Origin of the sequence: Fictibacillus marinisediminis (genome assembly GCF_023149135.1) — a bacterium.
In the GTDB taxonomy this organism is placed as follows: Bacteria; Bacillota; Bacilli; order Bacillales; family Fictibacillaceae; genus Fictibacillus_C; species Fictibacillus_C marinisediminis.
The window spans coordinates 3,063,699-3,081,556 of the sequence record NZ_JAIWJX010000002.1; the positions used below are offsets into that span (position 1 = coordinate 3,063,699).

Genomic DNA, 17,858 nt, shown 5'->3' on the forward strand with positions numbered 1-17,858 from the left:
ACAGTGGCCTTCTTACAATTAAAATCGGTTGGTCAAACCTACTTTTCCAAGCATACGGCCACGACTGCACTGGAGGACATCACTCTCTCTGTATCCGAGGGAGAGTTTGTTTCTTTTCTTGGACCGAGCGGATGCGGAAAATCAACACTGCTATCCATCATCTCGGGACTTCTTAAGCCCACAGCAGGAACCGTTACACTAAGAAATCAGATCATTAAAGAACCTCATCCCAAGATCGGTTATATGCTGCAGCAAGATTACTTGTTTCCTTGGAAAACCATCAAGGATAATATCATGCTGGGGCTGAAGCTTCAGCATTGCCTTACTGAAGAACGACTACACTATACATTTTCTCTTATGAAGGAAATTGGACTGTACGATACACTCGACAAGTATCCGAGCGAATTATCCGGCGGGATGAGGCAGCGCGTCGCTTTAGTGAGGACACTGGCGACCAATCCCCAGATCCTTTTGCTGGATGAACCTTTCTCAGCACTAGACTTCCAGACTAAGCTTAAGCTGGAAGACCTGGTATCCTCTACACTCAATGAACATGGCAAAACCGCCATTCTTGTCACTCACGATATCGGTGAAGCGATCGCCATGAGCGACCGTATTATCTTGTTTTCCACGAAACCCGGCCGTATCTTCCGGACGTTTCCTGTATCCGGCCATCTGCGTAAGCGCCTGCCGTTCGAAGCTCGCCAGCATCCGGAATACGCGGTCATGTTTCAACAAATTTGGGAGGAGCTGGAGCAAATTGAGCAAAACGATACTGAATAAAGCCCACTCCGACTACTTACTGAATTTGCGCAGAAGAACGATTCAAGTCAGACTTACACAGCTTCTCATCTTTGTTGTATTTTTTGGCTTATGGCAATACAGCTCGGATCATAAATGGATCGATCCTCTCCTCTTTAGCTCGCCTGCAAAAATAGCTGCCTTGCTGGCGGAAAAAATTTCTGACGGAAGCGTATTTGTGCATATTGGCATGACGCTGACAGAGACAGTCATCGGATTCTTGCTCGGAACGTTGATCGGAACATCACTGGCTGCACTGATCTGGTGGTTCCCTTTTCTGTCAAGAGTACTTGATCCGTACCTGGTTATTTTAAATGCTATGCCTAAGGTTGCAATCGGTCCCATCCTAATTGTTGCTCTGGGGCCGAACCTTTCGTCTATCGTTGCCATGGGTGTGCTGATCTCAGTCATTATTACCACAATCGTCATCTACACGTCGTTTACGAATGTTGAACCGAATTATGTAAAGGTCATTCGATCATTCGGCGGCTCTAAATTTCAGTGTTTTAAAGAAGTCATCCTTCCCGCCTGCTTCCCTGCCATCATCTCCTCCTTAAAAGTAAACGTTGGCTTGTCATGGGTCGGAGTCATTGTCGGAGAATTTCTTGTATCGAAGGAAGGACTGGGGTACCTCATCATATATGGGTTTCAGGTCTTCAACTTCACGCTTGTACTGATGAGCCTTCTGATTATTGCATTTTTAGCGACGATCATGTATCAGCTGGTTGAGGCACTTGAAAAGAAATTAATCAAGAACCGTGAATCATAACCAATAGACAAAAAAACAGCAGACTGCTAATACAGCTGCTGTTTTATTTTATAAAAATTTTTCTTTTGTATGCTGAAGACTCTGGATCAGCACTTGATCCTTCATCATGAAACTGAATTTCCTGCTGCCATCAAAGGTTTCCGGAATCGTTTCAAAGAATACCGGACCATTTGTTTCATAATAGCGCTCTTTCAGCAATATTTTATCTACGGTAGCGTAATAGATATTTTTTATAATAAGGCCGCCCTTTCCGTCTACCTTGTATTGTCCTAGATAGTGAAGGGAAGATACGTGGCCTCCGGTCTCCTCAAAAACCTCCCGGACTGCAGCCTCATCCGCTGTTTCTCCAGGTTCAACCTTGCCGCCCGGAAACTCAATTCCGCGCCGCGGATGTTCAGTCAAAAGCCATTGGCCCCTGAAACGGCACAGCACCCAGACGTGCTTCGGATCTTTTGAGAACGGGTGATCTTCAAAGGAAAGCTTTACCGTATTATCGTAGTAATCTTTAAAAATTATCGGTTCCATTGTTTAGTTACTCCAAATCCCTAGGTTATATTCATTGTAAAGAAGGAAGCATGTATTTGTCCAATCTCATAAAAGACAATCATGACTATTATTTTAATTTCTTTTCATTTTTATGAAATGATCTTTAGTAACTCAATGGCGAATACAGGGGGATGGGATTGAAGAGCCAATTGAAAAGCAGATGCGGATAAGCGAACTTTTCCACGTCTGCTTTTCAAGCTCTTCATTTTTTTCCACAAGATCCGCTGACTCCAACTGTCGTCAGCTATCCCATCCATTCTCCTGAAAAAGACTTGAGGGTCTCTTTCAAGCATCAGAATGCGATGCTTGATAGGAAAGAAATTCAACAATATGCTTAACATGGCAAAAACGCATGAGAGATCTCATGCGTCTTTTGGCATCAGGTCACGGAAGCAAAAGTAATGACCCAATGGCTATTAACTTTTTCAAATCCAAGTGTTATACTATACTCCCCATATAAATCACTCTTATTTTTTTGAATGAGGTGATAAGATGTATCAGATAATTTCTTCAGCTCATAAGGTTTGTCTTTCTCCACCCACGGAGGAAGATCTGTAGGTATGATATACAGTTTACCGTTTTTTTCTTCGAACATTCCATTCACATAATCGCTTGCTACTTTTTTAGAAGCGATGTGGCTCAAATTACGAATAAGTTCCTCTTTACTGGAATAACCTTTCACTTTATATTGATCATCAACTTCAGGAGTAAGCTTATGAATAAATTCTTGGGATAATAATTTGGCATCCGGTTTAGAAGCTGTTGTTTCCTCTGCCAGAGCACGCTGTTCTATAAATGATACCGGCTCACCTTTAGAACCAGGTGAATCTGTCAAATAGTTTGGAGAAGCAAAAACAGCCAACATTGCTATTAAAAAACTGGTTGCATAATACTTCACATCGGTTCACCACCCTGTATTTTTTAATAAAATGTGTACTTAAAGTAAAACATTCCTTAAATGCAGCAAAGGAAAACCTCTTTTTCTGAATCTTTCATTTTTAGATGTTTCAGTATTTCTCCATCTATGCGTCTATTCCTTGTATTCTTGCTGAAATCACATCTATCTTCCCACACAAAAAAATACGACTATGGCTATAGTCGTATCATACAAGACGATCTATCCTGCTTTCCGGCTTGCTTTCCCTGAGCCTCTTTTACCCAGTTCATACAATCCAGTAGCGGCAAGTCCGGCGATTCCTCCGGACCATACTCTAAGAACAACCGTCATTTCGGTAAATGGATAAGCAAGGATTCCGACAAATATTCCAATGAAAAAGCTGATTAATGGAATGAATCTTTTCTTTATAGGGAAAGTACGTTTTAGCAGCTGTACCAAGCCCGTCACAAGAGGCGTTAAAAGTGAGGCAAACGTCACAATATGTTCCATTCCTCATCCTCCTTTGCTTTTTCATCTTCTTATGTTGATTCACAAACGATAGTTATTAAGTTCAACCCCAAGATTAAAATACCTTCTATATTTAAAAAATCCGTATTGCCCTGTACCGCTTCAATACCCTTGCATAAACTAAATTTGTTGGAAACGATTTACGATCCAAGGATTTGTGCATACTAAGCGAGAGATATAGAAACAAAGCATAACAGGAGTGAAATGCATGAGAAGAGAAGATGATTTGTATTTAATAATGCTAGAATCCAATGAACTGACGTGGTGGGAATATGCAAGAAAAGTATCTCCCAACATGCGGCCCAAACAGTACAAAACCTATTGGTCATTTCTAAAAAACAAAGGGAAGCTTCCTAAAAGATTAGTAAAAGAGGCGGAATGGAGAATGGAAGCCCGTCGAAAAGGATTGCTGGATTCATAAAAAATAACCCCTCTCTTTTAAAAAGGGGTTATTTTCGTTTCAATATCCTGTTTTATGTAATACCATAAGCAAGTCGTTCAATTTCTTTACCCGGTCATTTTCCGCTTCTCTTAAGCCGAGTTCGATTTCCATCAATTCAGATTGAACCAGTTCTTTCGCATACTTTTGAGTTAACGCAAGATCGGCCAATAACAGCTTGTCAGCATCGCACAGTTGATTCATAGAAATCCCTCCCTCCATCTATTATATAGGGATAAAGGGAAGAACGGCGTGTTCAAAATATGGTAATTCCAAAGCCCTTACATGCTAACATTGTCTTTGCCCTGCACAGAACTCCATTCTCTTTCCAATTCGGACAATGTAAATTCTTGCAAAAGCCGGTGTTCCTGCAGAATAAAGCCATGGTGAAGCAACTTCTGGATAAGAAACTGTTTTCGTTTTTCAACCGCCCGACGCAATTGTCCTTGAGGAACATTCATCATTGAACAGGTATCCTTTCGTTTTTATATACAGTTCTCTCCAGCTTTTACATTTTGCATTCCTTTCAAGATAAAAAGTCCCTTCCATAGAAGGGATCCCATTATTTAACCTGAGAATTGCTCCATTCTTCCACTACGGATTGAGGAGCACTCCAGCACAGCCAAGATACCATTGTCTTCAATCCAGACTTGCTAACATACCAATATTCATAGCGTCGTTTCGAAAGGTTTTCATAGATGCCCGTTTTCTTTACTTTTCCATCCATCATTAATGCCTCCCGTCTTTACACTATAGAATTCTACCTTGCTCTCTAACTTCCTTCTTTAAACATACCCAAAATTCTGACAATTGCAAATCTGCTGATTCGACAGGATTCCACTTAAAATAAGGGTATAAAAAAGGATAAGCATTTGTTATTCGTACTGGAGGATTACTTATGAATGAGAAACTATTTGAACTCCCTACACTAAAGCTGGCTAAAACATTGTTGGGAATGGAACTGGTTCATCAAACAGATGAAGGACTGGCCTCTGGCATCATCGTAGAAACAGAAGCCTACATGGGGCCCGAAGATATGGCCGCCCATTCATTTGGAGGCAAAAGAACGCCGCGAACCGAGATCATGTATGCAGAGCCAGGCCATGTTTATGTTTACTTCATTTACGGCATGCATACATGCTTTAATATTGTTTCCGGTCCTCTCCATAAGCCTGAAGCCATCTTGATCCGTGCCCTTGAGCCGAAAGAAGGGATTCCCATAATGATGCACCGCAGATCCATGAAAATCCCTGTCTTGGAAAATGGAGCCTGGAAACCTGGACAATTAAAGAAACTGACGAACGGTCCAGGAAAACTGTGCAAAGCGATGGGAATATCGTTAAACGACTACGGGCTGAAACTCAACGCGGAACATCTTTACCTGAAAGAATACAAGAGCTTATCTGACGAAGACATTGTCTCCGGGCCGCGAATTAACGTAGATTATGCAGGAGAGGCGGTTCACTATCCTTATCGTTTTTGGATCAAAGACAACATCTATGTATCAAAATAAAAGAGCATTCCGCTCAGGAATGCTCTTTCATCATTTTTTCTTCAAAATAAGGATCATCAGACGGTTCTTCATCCGGTTCAAACGGATCGTGAAGCTTTTCATTTAAACAGGCCAGCACAACACCGTCGAGCTGAGCAAATGTACGGATTCTTTTATTCATCCACAAATGCGCAATCACAAACCAAACGAGCAGGAGCAGAACGGTTTTTACTGTACTCTCCTGAGAAAACGAAAGACCTTCCAGGTGAAGGATATCCATCGCGAAGCTGGTAAACAATCCGATCAGGATCCCAATGGCATAGCCGACCGGCTTTCCGTTCTTCATCGTTCTTGTATTGGTCTTTAAGTACGTATGAAACAGCCGAAGTTCAGTCGGCCTCATCTGCATTAACCGGCTGCGCAAATAGTTTAGGTTCGGCAGCAGTCCCCGTGAAATCTCACGTTTCATCGACGTTTGCAGAAAAAGATCTAAATCCGCCGGCGAACCTAGGCTGTTCTTTAATTTACGATGCACAAAGTTATGGTAATAATAATAACGGATGGAAAGCTCAATGATTTTCACGGTTAACATCCCGATGAAAATCGCAGCTGAAAATTGCACCCAGAAATTTTGAAATAAAACTTCAATCAGCACGCCCAGCGCAAAAAATCCAGCTGCAGCTTTTGCCCATAACAGCTTACTCACCAATACGATCAGTTGCCAAAGTTGATCCACTCTATTTCCCCCTGACAGAAGAATTTCTATCTATCATGATACCATCTTTTCCATGCAGAAAGGTAAAATTTTACGTTGATTCAGAAAAAAGACAGCATAAAAAAAGGACAAATCGAATGAGGATTTTATCCACAAACTAAAAATATTTACCAATCTCTTTTTATCTTTTTAACTTTGGGGGAAGAATAGAGTCATGCTCCTCAATTAAATCATAGATTTACCCCGACAGCTTTTTTCATTAGGGCGAAATATATAAGGAATAGACAGAAATTCCTAAATAGGAGGCAGGACGATGAGAATTGTTTTTTTTGAAAAAGGAGATTTAAGTATTATTGTAGGATCTTCCCGACTAAAAGGTGAGTTGACTATAGAGCAGATTAAGAATGAAAGTGAAAAGAAGGCAAAAGAATTAAGCCAGCTCCTTGGCCGTGAAATCGGCTTTATGATTGATATGAACGGCAAGCTTGAAAACGATATCAAGCGTTAATACTTAAAGAACGATAAGTACTTCTAGTCAATGATGCTAATATTATTGAGGATTGGGATTTGCATGATCTTCGCTTAACACTAAGCTCTTTACTAGCGAGAAAACCCCGGATAGGCCAAGCCTGTCCGGGGTTTTGCATGATAAGAATATTATCTGAGTTTCAGTTCACCAAGCACCCGCTGTGCGATCCGGTAATACCCTTTCGGATTCGGGTGGATGGAATCTGAGAAATATTCCTGTTTTTGAATGCCTAGGAACAGTTCATAGGTGGAAATGTAAGTCGAGTTCGGTGTCTCTGCGCTGACTTGCTGAATGGATCCGTTCCACCGCTTGATGACACGGGAGGATACCTCATCATAAAAGTTTTCCGTGTAAGGATTATACAAACCGAGAATATAAATATGTGCCCTCTTATTCTGATTTCTAAGCTCGGCAGTTATCTTCTCCAGATTGCTATACAGAACCTTCTGGCCGATCGCCATTTCCTTCTGATTAATATTCCTGAAGTTCCACCCCGCCGTTTTTCTGTAATCGTTCGTTCCGATAAACAAGAAGATGTAGTTCGCCTGGCGTACGGATCGTGACACCATTCCATTGCTTAATTGCTTGTACAGCTGATCAGACCGCTGGCCGCTGATCCCATAGTTGTTAAGCACGACCGGGCGCTTCAATTCCTTTTGCATGCCCTGTCTGACTAAGCCGATATACCCTTTCCGCCGAGGATCTCCTCTCCCATAAGTCAGAGAGTCACCAAGCGCGACAATTCTTAATTGTTTTGGTCTAGGTTGTTTAATGTGTGTGTTTGGTGATTTTTTTTGTTCATTCCCCTGATTCTTTTCATGACTTTTTACAGAATAAAAGATAAAAAGAATGGCTGCTGCAATAACAACAGCACTAAGGGTATAAATCACCTTTTTTCGGTTCCCCAAAAAAATCCTCCTCTATCTGATAACCATAAAGCTGTAAAAAACATACGTTCAGCTATGTTACTGAGTTCCCTTTTGCTAATCCATTAAAACAGCAATCCGGCATCTTTTCAAGTTTCATGGCATATTTCGAATGATCAATTCATCATTTCCCATTCCGCGCCTGTTGGCTACATGGTTTTGCAAGTTTATAGAAAAAACTCCTCTTATCAAGGAGTTCTCTCTACTTCAAATTATAGTCATCTGATGTATACTCCCGGTCTTCCCACAAATTATCGATATCATAACGGCCGGTATCAGATTTTACGAGAGAACTGATCAGCAGGGCGGCGCCTCCGCACACTAAAAAAACTGGCACAAGCACAAGAACAAAGGAACCCATATTCCCACTCCTCTTCTTTTTCTCATTTATATGAATGAAAGAATGAAGATATGAGACATGGCAAAAAGTAAAAGAGAAGAGAAATCTAGTTCTCTTCTCTCCAGATGATCCATTCGTTCATTTCAAGCATTTCAATAAATTTAGCAAGCCTAGGAACAACAGGAGCTGCTTCTTCCCCAAAAGCTCTCTCCAGACCGGCAGCGATATCCTCGATCTTTTTTGTTCCATCGATTTGCGCTGCAACGAACGCACCGAGCGCATCGAGCTTTACCGGAAGGAACGAAGGCTGTTTAAAAAAACGGATAGACAGCCTTTCTAAAGGATTGGTCCGGGGAATCATCAGGTATACCTTTTCGTCCTTCCGTGTCTCTGTATGAATGCCCTGCTTGAATTGAGGGATCATTGTTAAAAGGTTTTTCTTTGTCTTTTTACGTGATGTGAAAAGACCCATTATTTTGTTTTATTCACTTTCGCTCTGGCAGAGAACCAATAGAGCAGCCAGCAGACGAACAAGAAGATCACAAATGGAATTAATCGATTATCAGTCATTGGTGTCGTTGGAATATCGACCTTAAAGAAGATTAGCACTGCAATTAAGACGCCGAGCAGAGATTCTCCTGCGATCAGCCCTGAGGCAAACAAAACACCTCTATCAGATCTTTCCTGGCGTTCTTCTTTTGATTTTGCCTTCACATCAACGAGCCAGCGTACCGCTCCACCAAACATGACCGGTGCCGATACATGAATCGGAAGATATAAACCAACAGCAACAACTAATGAGTTGAGGCCAAGGAACTCAATAACAATTGCTACCGCTGCACCGATAAAGATTAAACTCCATGGCAGATCTCCCCCAAATATTCCTTGAACGAGTACTTTCATGATTGCAGCTTTTGGAGCCGGAAGCTGCTGTGAACCCATTCCATAGGATTTATCAAGAACTACAAGGATAACTCCAATCACAAGTCCAGATGCGATAACACCGATCATCATGGCCACTTGCTGCTTCCAAGGTGTTCCGCCGACAAGATGTCCAGTTTTTAAATCCTGAGAGATGTCGCCTGCAACAGCAAGAGCTGTACAAACGATAGCCGCAACCGTTAAGGCAGCCTTCATCCCTTCCATACCATGCAAGCCTGTTACTTTATAAACAAGCGTTACAATTAATAATGTAGCAATTGTCATTCCTGAAACAGGAGACGAGGAGCTGCCGACAATTCCAACGATTCTTGAAGCTACGGCAACAAACAAGAAGCCAAATATCGCAATAGCGATTGCCCCGATAAATCCAACGTTTGTAATCGGTGCTGCACCAATAATGACCACTAGCGCAACAATTCCCAAGATGACATAACGGAACGGCATATCTTTATCTGTACGCTCAATGCCTCCCCCTGTTGCACCATCTGATAGACCTTTCATGGTTTTGGCTGCTGTGGAGATTAGAGTCGGCAACGTTTTAAGCAGTGTAATCAGTCCGGCTACAGCTACCGCACCAGCACCAATGTACTTAATGTAGTTGTCCCAGATACCCCAAGCATCAAGTTTCCCGATTGGATCTTCCGCAGGGAAGATCGCCGCAGTGCTGTCCGCACCAAAAAAGGCGATCGCCGGAATTAACACGATCCAGGCAAGGAGTCCGCCTGCCAGCATCTGTCCGGCAATCCGTGGACCGATAATATAGCCCACACCGAGCAATGCCGGGAAGATATCCATACCAACTACCGTATTCTTTAACTTTCCGACCTGAGTTTCGATCTCTGTTTTAAACAGCATGAAGCCGTCACCTAAAACCTTTACAAGTCCGCCGAACAAAAACCCGATGGCGACCGTTTTGGCATTGGATCCTCCCTTTTCTCCTGATTTTAGAACCTCGGCACAAGCCGTTCCTTCAGGATAAGGAAGATTTTCATGCTCCTTGACAATGAGCATCTGCCGTAAAGGAACCATCATAAAAACCCCGAGAAGGCCCCCTGTCAGTACGATAAAAATAATTACGGTCTGAGAAAGATTAATATCCAGCAGGAAGAATGCCGGCAGGGTAAACACAGCGCCTGCTCCAATCGCTTCTCCTGCGGTTGTCATAGTCTGTACAATGTTGTTTTCCAGGATGGAATCTCTTCGGAAAATCCCTCTAAGTACTCCCATGGATATAACCGCTGCAGGAATAGAAGCAGAAACGGTCAATCCAACTTTAAGTCCCAAATACGCATTGGCTGCACCGAAAACAATGGCTAAAATAATTCCAAATATGATAGCAACCATGGTAAGTTCCGGCAATGAACGTGATGAGGGAACATAGGGAACAAAGGATGAGGACTTCTCTTGGTTGTTTTTCATCATAAACACCGCCTAATCATCAGAAATTTTCAACAGTAACTATTATAGCACAATTCGACAAAAACTGAGTTTTCCAATTATTACTCCAACAGGAGAGTAGCACTGACTCTTACAAGCTTCCCTTTCTTGAAAGATTGTTATCCACTTTTCAGAAAAAAATATTGTAGATAAGGGATTGTCCTTCTTTAAGTAAGCAGCCGGAATGTTTATAAAACGAAACAAAGGGTACGTTAATAAATGAACTTAGGAGGGATGACAAGTGGAAAACAATGAGAAGAAATCAAATGAAAATGGAAAGAAAGAAACTAAGAAAGATATAAAAGATATGTTTGAACAAGGCGCAATCGAACAGCGGGAATCCGTTGATACAGATACGCAAAAGGAAAATGACAAAAAGCAGAAGTAAAGGAGAACTGAAGAAGTGATACGCACTATCTTATTAATTATCGGAATTATTGTCGTTGTAGGATTCATAATTAACAACCTATAGGGAGGACAAACAGCAATGATCCGCACCATTCTTATCATTATAGGAGCCATCGCCGTTATCGCTTTTTTGGCTAATTCCTTATAAAAATAAATGAAAGAAGGACCAGCATTTTCTGCTGGTCCTTCTTTTCCTATTTCATATAAAAACCTGCAACTTTCTCCTGCAGGTTAACAAACATCTTTTATGTAAGTTGGCACAAATTTTAAAAGTATGGAGATGATACTGTTATATTGATCCGGTGATACATGGATGCCGTCTTTCGCGATTAATTCTTCCTTTAATTTAACGATACAGTCTAACTCCTCAACTGTGGCTTCACTCGCCATATAGTCAATGGTATTAATAAGCTCTAAAAGTTGGTTGTTTTTGTTCGTTATATAATATGTGGATTCCAACTTTATCACCCCCTCCACTTTATTATTAAAGATATGAGGTCATTTTCCTACAAAAACATTTCGTCAAATGACGACATATCTTACTTTTTCTGGATTACCGGACCCTTTTTCCTATTGACCATGTCGCATTTTGTCGTTTTTGTCAACTTATTGTCCTATTAGGAGAGAAAATGTTGATGACCAAAGTTTTATAAATATAGTTCCCGAAAACGTTTTGTTTTATCCAAATAATTTAGAAAGCGAGGCAAATGGAGATTGCACTCCATCCTCCTCCTCATCCTTGGACTGATAAACCAGCTTCTCAGGTTCAAAGATTTTCGACTCCAAGAAAGAATTCGGATTCTTCTCAATCTTGATGTCTTTATGGATGGAGACAAAAATCTTCGCAGTATTCATGGCATCGTCCAATGCCCTGTGCTGAGAACCATCCAGAGAAATTTGAAGCTTGTTCAAAGCACGGGACAGGCCGTAGCGGAAGCCCTTCTCACTGTCATGGAGAATACTGAACAAAAATTGAAGGTCATTGTGATTGATGATCCAATCTATCGGAGTGTTGTGGAACGTGGAATCTGTAATCAGCGCCCATTTATCTTCCGGCCCCCAGGAGCACAGATAATACTCTCCCTCACCGATCCAATCCCTAAACTCTTTAATGACCGCCGTAAACGGCTGGGCATTGATCAAATCTTTCTTCGTAATTCCTGTCAGGTTAGTAATTCTCGTATTTAAAATATCCATCTTAGGCTGAACAAAGGATTGAAAGTGGTCAGTCACTGCTAGTTCCCCATTTGCCATACGCAGCCGTACGGCGCCAATCTCAATAATTTCCGATAACCTGTTCGTCATTTCCAGATCATACACAATATAATCCATCATCTTCACTCCATCCCATTCTTCTTGCCTGCAGTGTCTGCTTTTTACTTTCTATTTTAGTTAATTTTTGAAGGTATTGGAATGATGTTACCATTATTTTTATACGTTCTGCTGGTCATATTTTTTATTGTATGTCGGCAGTGCTGATTATTGCCTATACCATCAAGAAAAAACCTAGGTTGGCAGGCTTCATTTCTTCCGTTATAATATTCAGAAATAAATAATTATTCACATTTGAATAAAAAGGGTGATAAGCATGACATCTCAACCATGGAATGAAAATGAAGCAATCCTCCATTCTCTTCAGGATGATATTCTCGTTACTAATCTTGATGGTACCATTTTGAAAGTGAGCGAGGCGACTGGAAAAGTATACGGAGTATCCTCTGAAAGTCTGCTCGGCAAATCAGTCTATGACCTGGCAGCAAAAGGCATGTTTACCCCGATCGCTACCCCGATGGTCCTGAAGGAAAAGAAAAAAATCACGTTCGTTCAGACGACAAATACCGGAAAGAAATTGCTTGTGACCGGCATCCCTGTGCTTGATGAGAACGGAAAAATATATAGAGTGGTCAGCTACTCGCATGATGTGACAGAGCTGCTGGAGCTGAAGAAGTTCCTTCAGACGATGGAGGGAGAAATGGAACGGGTAAAAAGCGAGCTGGATCTATTGCGCAGCCGCCAGCTTTACGACAGCGGCATTATTGCCAACAGCACAGAGATGAAGAACGTCATTACCACTTCCCTCCAAGTAGCAGAAGTAGATGTGAACGTCCTGCTGCTAGGGGAATCAGGCGTCGGCAAATCGCTGATCGCAAAATTTATTCATAACAAAGGCAGCCGGAAGAAAGGACCGTTTATTGAAGTGAACTGCGGAGCAATTCCTGAGAACTTATTTGAGGCTGAGTTCTTCGGATATGAAGCAGGGGCTTTTACAGGGGCGAATCGGAAGGGAAAGCTGGGACTGGCTGAACTGGCTGATGGAGGCACTTTATTTCTGGATGAAATCGGCGAACTGCCCCTTGCCCACCAGGTGAAAGTATTGAAGTGTATACAAGAAAAACAGTTTTACAGAGTAGGAGGAACAAAGCCGATCTCCGTCGATTTCCGACTGATCTCGGCGACCAATAAGGATCTTCTCAAGGCCATTCAAGAAAGAACGTTCCGTGAAGATTTGTATTTCCGGCTCAACGTTGTTCCATTAACCATTCCACCGATCAGAAAAAGACCTGAAGATATCATCCCTTTAATCCACTATGTACTCGATGTTTTTCAAGAAAAATATAAACGGGAAAAACGGCTCGATGAAGCGGTTCTCCACCATTTTCTTCAATATGACTGGAAAGGTAATGTCCGTGAACTTATTAATCTCATAGAACGCCTTGTTGTCATTTCCCCCTCCACACTTATCACAACCGAACATCTTCCCGATTACATAAAAGCCTCGTATTCTATCCCTGCTCCCCCCTCCAATCTTTTAAAGCCTCTGAAGGACGTGTTAGAGGATGTGGAAAAACAGATGCTTCAAAGAGCGCGCAGAGACTATAAAACTACCGTACAGATGGCAGAGGCGCTCGGGATCAGCCAGCCTTCCGTCGTACGAAAAATGCAGAAATATGACATTGATTAAACAGATTGGCACAATACTTGCAAGATAATAAAGTAAGACTGCAAATGTCCCCTTAGAATCAAATACATAAGGAGGTACGTGATTGTGCCACAAGAACTAGACACATTGATGAACGAGCTTTCCGATTTGCTGGCTCCGACCATGGCCAAGGACCACCCAAATCTGCCTGTCTTAAGAGAAGAAGGCTGCTATTACTACGGACTGGATGGCAAAACATACCTGGATTTCACCTCTGGAATTGCTACCGCTAACACCGGCCACCGCCATCCGAAAGTGGTCGAGGCCATAAAAAAAGCAGCAGATGAACTGATGCACGGTCCTTCAGGTGTCATCATGTATGAATCCATCCTCAAGCTGGCAAAGGAACTGCGTACGGTCCTGCCAGCAGGATTGGATTGCTTTTTCTTCGCCAACAGCGGAACCGAGGCCATTGAAGGAGGGATCAAGCTTGCCAAGCATGTGACCCGCCGGCCGTATGTCGTTTCTTTCACCGGCTGTTTCCACGGCCGAAGCCTCGGAGCTTTAAGCGTCACCACATCAAAGGCCAAGTACCGAAAGTATTTGCAGCCAAACGGTCTGACATATCAAGTTCCTTACGCTTCAACAGAAGGATGTCCAAAAGGTATGGACCCTGGCAAATTTGCAGCTGACAAGCTGGAGAAAGACTTAACTACTCTTTTCAAGCACCAGGTTACACCGGAAGAAGTCGCCTGTATGATTGTCGAACCCGTTCTAGGTGAAGGCGGATATGTTGTGCCTCCTGCTGCATGGCTGAAAAAAATGAGGGAAATCTGCAGCAAGCACGGGATCCTTCTCATTTTTGACGAAGTACAGACAGGTTTTGGACGTACTGGAGAATGGTTTGCGGCTCAGACTTTCGGTGTAACACCGGATATCATGGCGATCGCTAAAGGCATCGCGTCCGGGCTGCCCTTAAGCGCTACTGTCGCCTCAAAAGAACTGATGAAACAATGGCCGCTCGGAAGCCACGGGACTACATTCGGCGGCAACCCTATTGCCTGCTCTGCCGGACTGGCTACACTTGAAGTTCTAAAAGAAGAAAAGCTGGTGAAAAACTCAAAGGCGATGGGAGCCTACGCGCGTGAAAAGCTTTTAGAAGTAAAAGAAAGACATGCGGTTGTAGGCAGCATCCGTTCCATCGGGCTGATGATCGGCATTGAAATCATGGATCCGGCTACCGGTGCTCCAGATGGTGAAGGCGTGATCTCCATCCTTAACAAGTGTCTTGAAAAAGGAGTATTGTTTTATCTTTGCGGCAACGAAGGAGAAGTCATCCGGATGATTCCTCCGCTGACCGTCAGCCAGGATCAGATCAACGAAGGCATTGCCATGCTGGAAGAGTCGATTGCAGAATACGAAGCAGAACGGCTACCGGGGCGCAAACTGCAAAATGTATAACAGCTGAAAGGAGACAGTATCCATGTATAAACCAAAAGATTCTTCAGCCTCTCCCCGCTTTTGCGGTGTGAAGACATTTATGCGGCTGGAACATGTTCAGACAACCGAAGATGTCGATTTCGCGGTGATTGGTGTGCCATTCGATACGGGTGCTTCCAACCGTACAGGCCAGCGGAATGGCCCGCAGCATATCCGCAACTTTTCCACCCTGCTCCGCCCGTACAACCCTGATCAGGACATTAACATTTTTGATCATTGCGGCGGTGTGGATTATGGGGACATCGACGTAGTGCCCGGCAACATCCATCAAACGTACAGCAACATTGAGAACTTTTTGCAGCCTCTGCTTTCTTCAGGGGTGACTCCTGTCATCATGGGAGGCGACCACTCCATCTCGCTCGGCAACCTGAGAGCATTTGCTAAACAATACGGACCAGTGGCACTTGTGCACTTTGACTCTCACAGTGATACGTGGGATCACTATTTTGGCGAAAAATACACCCATGGCACGCCATTCCGGAGAGCTGTGGAAGAAGGGTTGATCGATGTCGAACATTCCATCCAGGTCGGCATGAGAGGTCCTCTTTACGGACAGGAAGATATTCAGGATGCACGCGATCTCGGATTTGAAGTGTTAACTATGAGAGACGTCCGCAAGCTCGGCTACGATGAGGTAATCCGGAAAATCCATGAGCGCACAGGGGACAAGCCTGCTTTTGTATCCTTTGATATTGATTTCGTTGATCCTGCTTACGCACCGGGCACAGGAACACCTGAAGCTGCCGGTCCGACGAGCCATGAAGCGCTCGACCTCGTCCGCAATCTTGATGGGCTAAATCTGGTTGGCTTTGATCTTGTTGAAGTACTTCCTGCCTATGACAGCGGAGAAATCACAGCCATGCTCGCAAGTACTGTGATGTTTGAAATGATTACATTGATTGCTCTGAAAAAAGCAAGACTGACATCAAGAGTGGAACAAGCAGCACAGCAGTAACTATTCAAAAATGAATAAAAGGAGGGCATTGAAATGGGGATCTTGGACACAGTTATCATTTTTCTTTATTTTGCAGTGTTAATTGCGGTAGGTATCATCGGTTCAACGAAGGCTAAAACGACAGAGGAATTCGCTCTCGCCGGCCGCAACCTCGGGCTTTTCATGTATCTTGGCTGTTTGTCTGCTGTTATTTTGGGCGGAGCGTCGACCATTGGTACCGCCAAGCTGGGCTATGAATTCGGAATTTCAGGCATCTGGTTCGTTACGATGATCGGCCTTGGCATCATTCTTTTGGGAACATTTTTTATTAAACGCATCTCCAAGTATAAAGTAACAACGATCAGTGAACTGCTCGGAAAAAAATACAAATCCGAAGCGAGGCTCATAACTGCTATCGTCGCCTCCATCTACACACTCATGGTCGCGGTGACCCAGGTCATCGGGATGGGCACAATCATCAATGTGCTTCTCGGCTGGAATTTGACAACGTCCATGTTTGTCGGCGGCGGAATCGTTTTGTTCTACACCATCCTTGGCGGAATGTGGAGCGTTACCGTAACAGACATCATCCAATTCGTCGTCATGACCATCGGAATCTTTGCCATCATGCTTCCAATGAGCATTGTGAAGGCAGATGGAATTGGCAATCTGCTAACAAAATTGCCTGAATCCCATCTCAGCCTGACATCGATCGGCTATCAGCAGATCTTTCAGTACTTTTTACTGTATACGCTTGGCATGGTCGTTTCACAAGACATCTGGCAGCGTGTATTCACAGCCAAAAACCCATCCATCGCGAAAAAAGGTTCCATGTATGCCGGCCTCTATTCCATCGCCTATGCTTTGGCAGGCAGCATCATCGGGATGTGCGCGTTGATTATCCTGCCAAACATCGACAACACTCAGAATACCTTTGCCATGCTGGCTTTAAAGATCTTGCCAACGGGCATCCTTGGGCTTGTGCTCGCGAGCGTGATCTCAGCGCTCATGTCAACGGCTTCCGGCACCTTGCTTGCTTCGTCCACACTGATCACTAACGATATTCTGCGCCAATATTTTATTAAAGATATCAGCGACAAGAAGTTTTTGGTGCTCTCGCGTGTGACTACACTTGCTGCCGGCCTGCTCGCCATTACGTTTGCAGTTTGGATTCAGGACGTTCTCGTCGCTCTTGATGTGGCCTATGCCATTCTTTCCGGTGCAATCTTCGTACCGGTGCTGCTTATGTTCTTCTGGAAGAAATCAACGGCCAACGCCGGTTTTTATTCTATTCTTGCCAGCACGGTCGTTGTCATCGGCGGATTGCTCATTGAAGGGCTCTCCTCCACCAATCCGATCATGTACGGTATTGTCACTGGCTTCGTGGTTTTGGTAGGAATCTCCCTGCTGACCAACTACCGAAACAAAGCCTCCCTCGTCGGCTCGTTCAGCAACACAAAACAGGGGTAACCCTTTTATTAATCCTATTAGCTGGCCGCTAAAAATCCGCTCATGCCTCGGTTTCACAGCCTGTATGAATTCATATGATGTATGGAGGAGGAGGGCATCCTCTTAAATAAAATAATCCGGGAGTGAAGATAATGTCTGGTGGTATCTTTAACAACTTTACTTTAATTGTCGTCCTATTCATTCTGCTGATTATTGTTGGATGCGCCTGTTACGGCGGTTATGGCGGATATGGCGGCTTCGGCTATGGGTACGGATTCGGCGGTAAGGGTCTGTACTAAAATCAGG

General features: G+C 43.4%; 24 protein-coding genes. 11 read left to right on the forward strand and 13 right to left on the reverse strand.

Annotated features, from left to right (window positions below; genetic code table 11):
- The first annotated feature begins 3 nt into the window (after window positions 1-3).
- A complete protein-coding gene (locus LCY76_RS16265; protein WP_248253485.1) occupies window positions 4-783 on the forward strand; it encodes an ABC transporter ATP-binding protein in 780 nt (259 codons plus the stop codon).
- Between the two features lie 19 nt (window positions 784-802).
- Complete coding sequence (locus LCY76_RS16270) at window positions 803-1,570, forward strand: ABC transporter permease (protein ID WP_419714998.1); 768 nt, start codon at window positions 803-805, stop codon at window positions 1,568-1,570.
- 48 nt (window positions 1,571-1,618) lie between these two features.
- On the opposite strand, the gene ytkD is transcribed toward LCY76_RS16270, so the two are convergent.
- The 3 genes from ytkD to LCY76_RS16285 form a co-directional block, all read right to left on the reverse strand.
- A complete protein-coding gene (ytkD, locus tag LCY76_RS16275; RefSeq protein WP_248253487.1) occupies window positions 1,619-2,095 on the reverse strand; it encodes an RNA deprotection pyrophosphohydrolase in 477 nt (158 codons plus the stop codon).
- A gap of 400 nt (window positions 2,096-2,495) precedes the next feature.
- Window positions 2,496-3,014, reverse strand: a complete 519-nt coding sequence (locus LCY76_RS16280; RefSeq protein WP_248253488.1) for a hypothetical protein — start codon at window positions 3,012-3,014, stop codon at window positions 2,496-2,498.
- Window positions 3,015-3,233: 219 nt separating this feature from the next.
- Window positions 3,234-3,503, reverse strand: a complete 270-nt coding sequence (locus tag LCY76_RS16285; RefSeq protein WP_248253489.1) for a holin — start codon at window positions 3,501-3,503, stop codon at window positions 3,234-3,236.
- A gap of 226 nt (window positions 3,504-3,729) precedes the next feature.
- Between LCY76_RS16285 and LCY76_RS16290 the strand changes: the two genes are divergently transcribed.
- Window positions 3,730-3,942 carry a hypothetical protein gene (locus tag LCY76_RS16290; protein ID WP_248253490.1) on the forward strand — a complete coding sequence of 71 codons (213 nt, stop codon included), beginning with the start codon at window positions 3,730-3,732 and terminating at the stop codon, window positions 3,940-3,942.
- Window positions 3,943-3,981: 39 nt separating this feature from the next.
- Here LCY76_RS16290 and abbA read toward each other — a convergent pair whose 3' ends face one another.
- The 3 genes from abbA to LCY76_RS16305 form a co-directional block, all read right to left on the reverse strand.
- Window positions 3,982-4,164, reverse strand: a complete 183-nt coding sequence (gene abbA, locus LCY76_RS16295) for an antirepressor AbbA (RefSeq protein ID WP_248253491.1) — start codon at window positions 4,162-4,164, stop codon at window positions 3,982-3,984.
- Window positions 4,165-4,241: 77 nt separating this feature from the next.
- Window positions 4,242-4,424 (reverse strand): Fur-regulated basic protein FbpA, encoded by a 183-nt coding sequence (locus LCY76_RS16300; protein ID WP_053357475.1) that lies wholly within the window; start codon window positions 4,422-4,424, stop codon window positions 4,242-4,244.
- A gap of 98 nt (window positions 4,425-4,522) precedes the next feature.
- Window positions 4,523-4,687: a hypothetical protein gene (locus tag LCY76_RS16305; RefSeq protein ID WP_248253492.1), complete on the reverse strand. Its 165-nt coding sequence runs from the start codon at window positions 4,685-4,687 to the stop codon at window positions 4,523-4,525.
- A 171-nt stretch (window positions 4,688-4,858) separates the two neighbouring features.
- On the opposite strand from LCY76_RS16305, the gene LCY76_RS16310 reads away from it, so the two are divergent.
- Window positions 4,859-5,473: a DNA-3-methyladenine glycosylase gene (locus tag LCY76_RS16310; RefSeq protein ID WP_248253493.1), complete on the forward strand. Its 615-nt coding sequence runs from the start codon at window positions 4,859-4,861 to the stop codon at window positions 5,471-5,473.
- Between the two features lie 13 nt (window positions 5,474-5,486).
- On the opposite strand, the gene LCY76_RS16315 is transcribed toward LCY76_RS16310, so the two are convergent.
- Window positions 5,487-6,188 (reverse strand): hypothetical protein, encoded by a 702-nt coding sequence (locus LCY76_RS16315; protein WP_248253494.1) that lies wholly within the window; start codon window positions 6,186-6,188, stop codon window positions 5,487-5,489.
- Between the two features lie 292 nt (window positions 6,189-6,480).
- Here LCY76_RS16315 and LCY76_RS16320 point away from each other — a divergent pair, with 292 nt between their 5' ends.
- Window positions 6,481-6,675: a hypothetical protein gene (locus LCY76_RS16320; protein ID WP_053357472.1), complete on the forward strand. Its 195-nt coding sequence runs from the start codon at window positions 6,481-6,483 to the stop codon at window positions 6,673-6,675.
- Between the two features lie 149 nt (window positions 6,676-6,824).
- Here the strand turns inward: LCY76_RS16320 and LCY76_RS16325 are convergent, their stop codons facing one another.
- The 4 genes from LCY76_RS16325 to LCY76_RS16340 all read right to left on the reverse strand — a co-directional run bounded on the left by LCY76_RS16325 (window position 6,825) and on the right by LCY76_RS16340 (window position 10,323).
- Window positions 6,825-7,604 (reverse strand): GDSL-type esterase/lipase family protein, encoded by a 780-nt coding sequence (locus tag LCY76_RS16325; protein ID WP_248253495.1) that lies wholly within the window; start codon window positions 7,602-7,604, stop codon window positions 6,825-6,827.
- Window positions 7,605-7,824: 220 nt separating this feature from the next.
- Window positions 7,825-7,983 carry a hypothetical protein gene (locus LCY76_RS16330; RefSeq protein ID WP_248253496.1) on the reverse strand — a complete coding sequence of 53 codons (159 nt, stop codon included), beginning with the start codon at window positions 7,981-7,983 and terminating at the stop codon, window positions 7,825-7,827.
- A gap of 85 nt (window positions 7,984-8,068) precedes the next feature.
- Window positions 8,069-8,386 carry a PqqD family protein gene (locus LCY76_RS16335; RefSeq protein ID WP_248253497.1) on the reverse strand — a complete coding sequence of 106 codons (318 nt, stop codon included), beginning with the start codon at window positions 8,384-8,386 and terminating at the stop codon, window positions 8,069-8,071.
- 47 nt (window positions 8,387-8,433) lie between these two features.
- Window positions 8,434-10,323, reverse strand: coding sequence for an OPT family oligopeptide transporter (locus LCY76_RS16340; protein ID WP_248253498.1), 1,890 nt, complete (start codon window positions 10,321-10,323; stop codon window positions 8,434-8,436).
- A gap of 259 nt (window positions 10,324-10,582) precedes the next feature.
- Between LCY76_RS16340 and LCY76_RS16345 the strand changes: the two genes are divergently transcribed.
- Window positions 10,583-10,729, forward strand: a complete 147-nt coding sequence (locus tag LCY76_RS16345) for a hypothetical protein (RefSeq protein WP_248253499.1) — start codon at window positions 10,583-10,585, stop codon at window positions 10,727-10,729.
- A 251-nt stretch (window positions 10,730-10,980) separates the two neighbouring features.
- Here the strand turns inward: LCY76_RS16345 and LCY76_RS16350 are convergent, their stop codons facing one another.
- Both LCY76_RS16350 and LCY76_RS16355 read right to left on the reverse strand, forming a co-directional pair.
- Window positions 10,981-11,208: a hypothetical protein gene (locus LCY76_RS16350; protein ID WP_053357468.1), complete on the reverse strand. Its 228-nt coding sequence runs from the start codon at window positions 11,206-11,208 to the stop codon at window positions 10,981-10,983.
- Window positions 11,209-11,427: 219 nt separating this feature from the next.
- Entirely contained in the window at window positions 11,428-12,081 is a 654-nt protein-coding gene (locus LCY76_RS16355) for a 3'-5' exonuclease (RefSeq protein ID WP_248253500.1), read from the reverse strand.
- Window positions 12,082-12,337: 256 nt separating this feature from the next.
- Here LCY76_RS16355 and LCY76_RS16360 point away from each other — a divergent pair, with 256 nt between their 5' ends.
- The 5 genes from LCY76_RS16360 (at window position 12,338) to LCY76_RS16380 (ending at window position 17,851) form a co-directional block, all read left to right on the forward strand.
- A complete protein-coding gene (locus LCY76_RS16360) occupies window positions 12,338-13,711 on the forward strand; it encodes a sigma-54 interaction domain-containing protein (RefSeq protein WP_248253501.1) in 1,374 nt (457 codons plus the stop codon).
- 84 nt (window positions 13,712-13,795) lie between these two features.
- Window positions 13,796-15,130 carry an aspartate aminotransferase family protein gene (locus LCY76_RS16365; RefSeq protein WP_419714953.1) on the forward strand — a complete coding sequence of 445 codons (1,335 nt, stop codon included), beginning with the start codon at window positions 13,796-13,798 and terminating at the stop codon, window positions 15,128-15,130.
- A gap of 22 nt (window positions 15,131-15,152) precedes the next feature.
- Window positions 15,153-16,124, forward strand: a complete 972-nt coding sequence (gene speB / locus LCY76_RS16370; protein WP_248253502.1) for an agmatinase — start codon at window positions 15,153-15,155, stop codon at window positions 16,122-16,124.
- Window positions 16,125-16,157: 33 nt separating this feature from the next.
- Window positions 16,158-17,573 (forward strand): sodium:solute symporter family protein, encoded by a 1,416-nt coding sequence (locus LCY76_RS16375; protein ID WP_248253503.1) that lies wholly within the window; start codon window positions 16,158-16,160, stop codon window positions 17,571-17,573.
- 131 nt (window positions 17,574-17,704) lie between these two features.
- Entirely contained in the window at window positions 17,705-17,851 is a 147-nt protein-coding gene (locus LCY76_RS16380) for a YjcZ family sporulation protein (protein WP_248253504.1), read from the forward strand.
- Window positions 17,852-17,858: the final 7 nt, after the last annotated feature.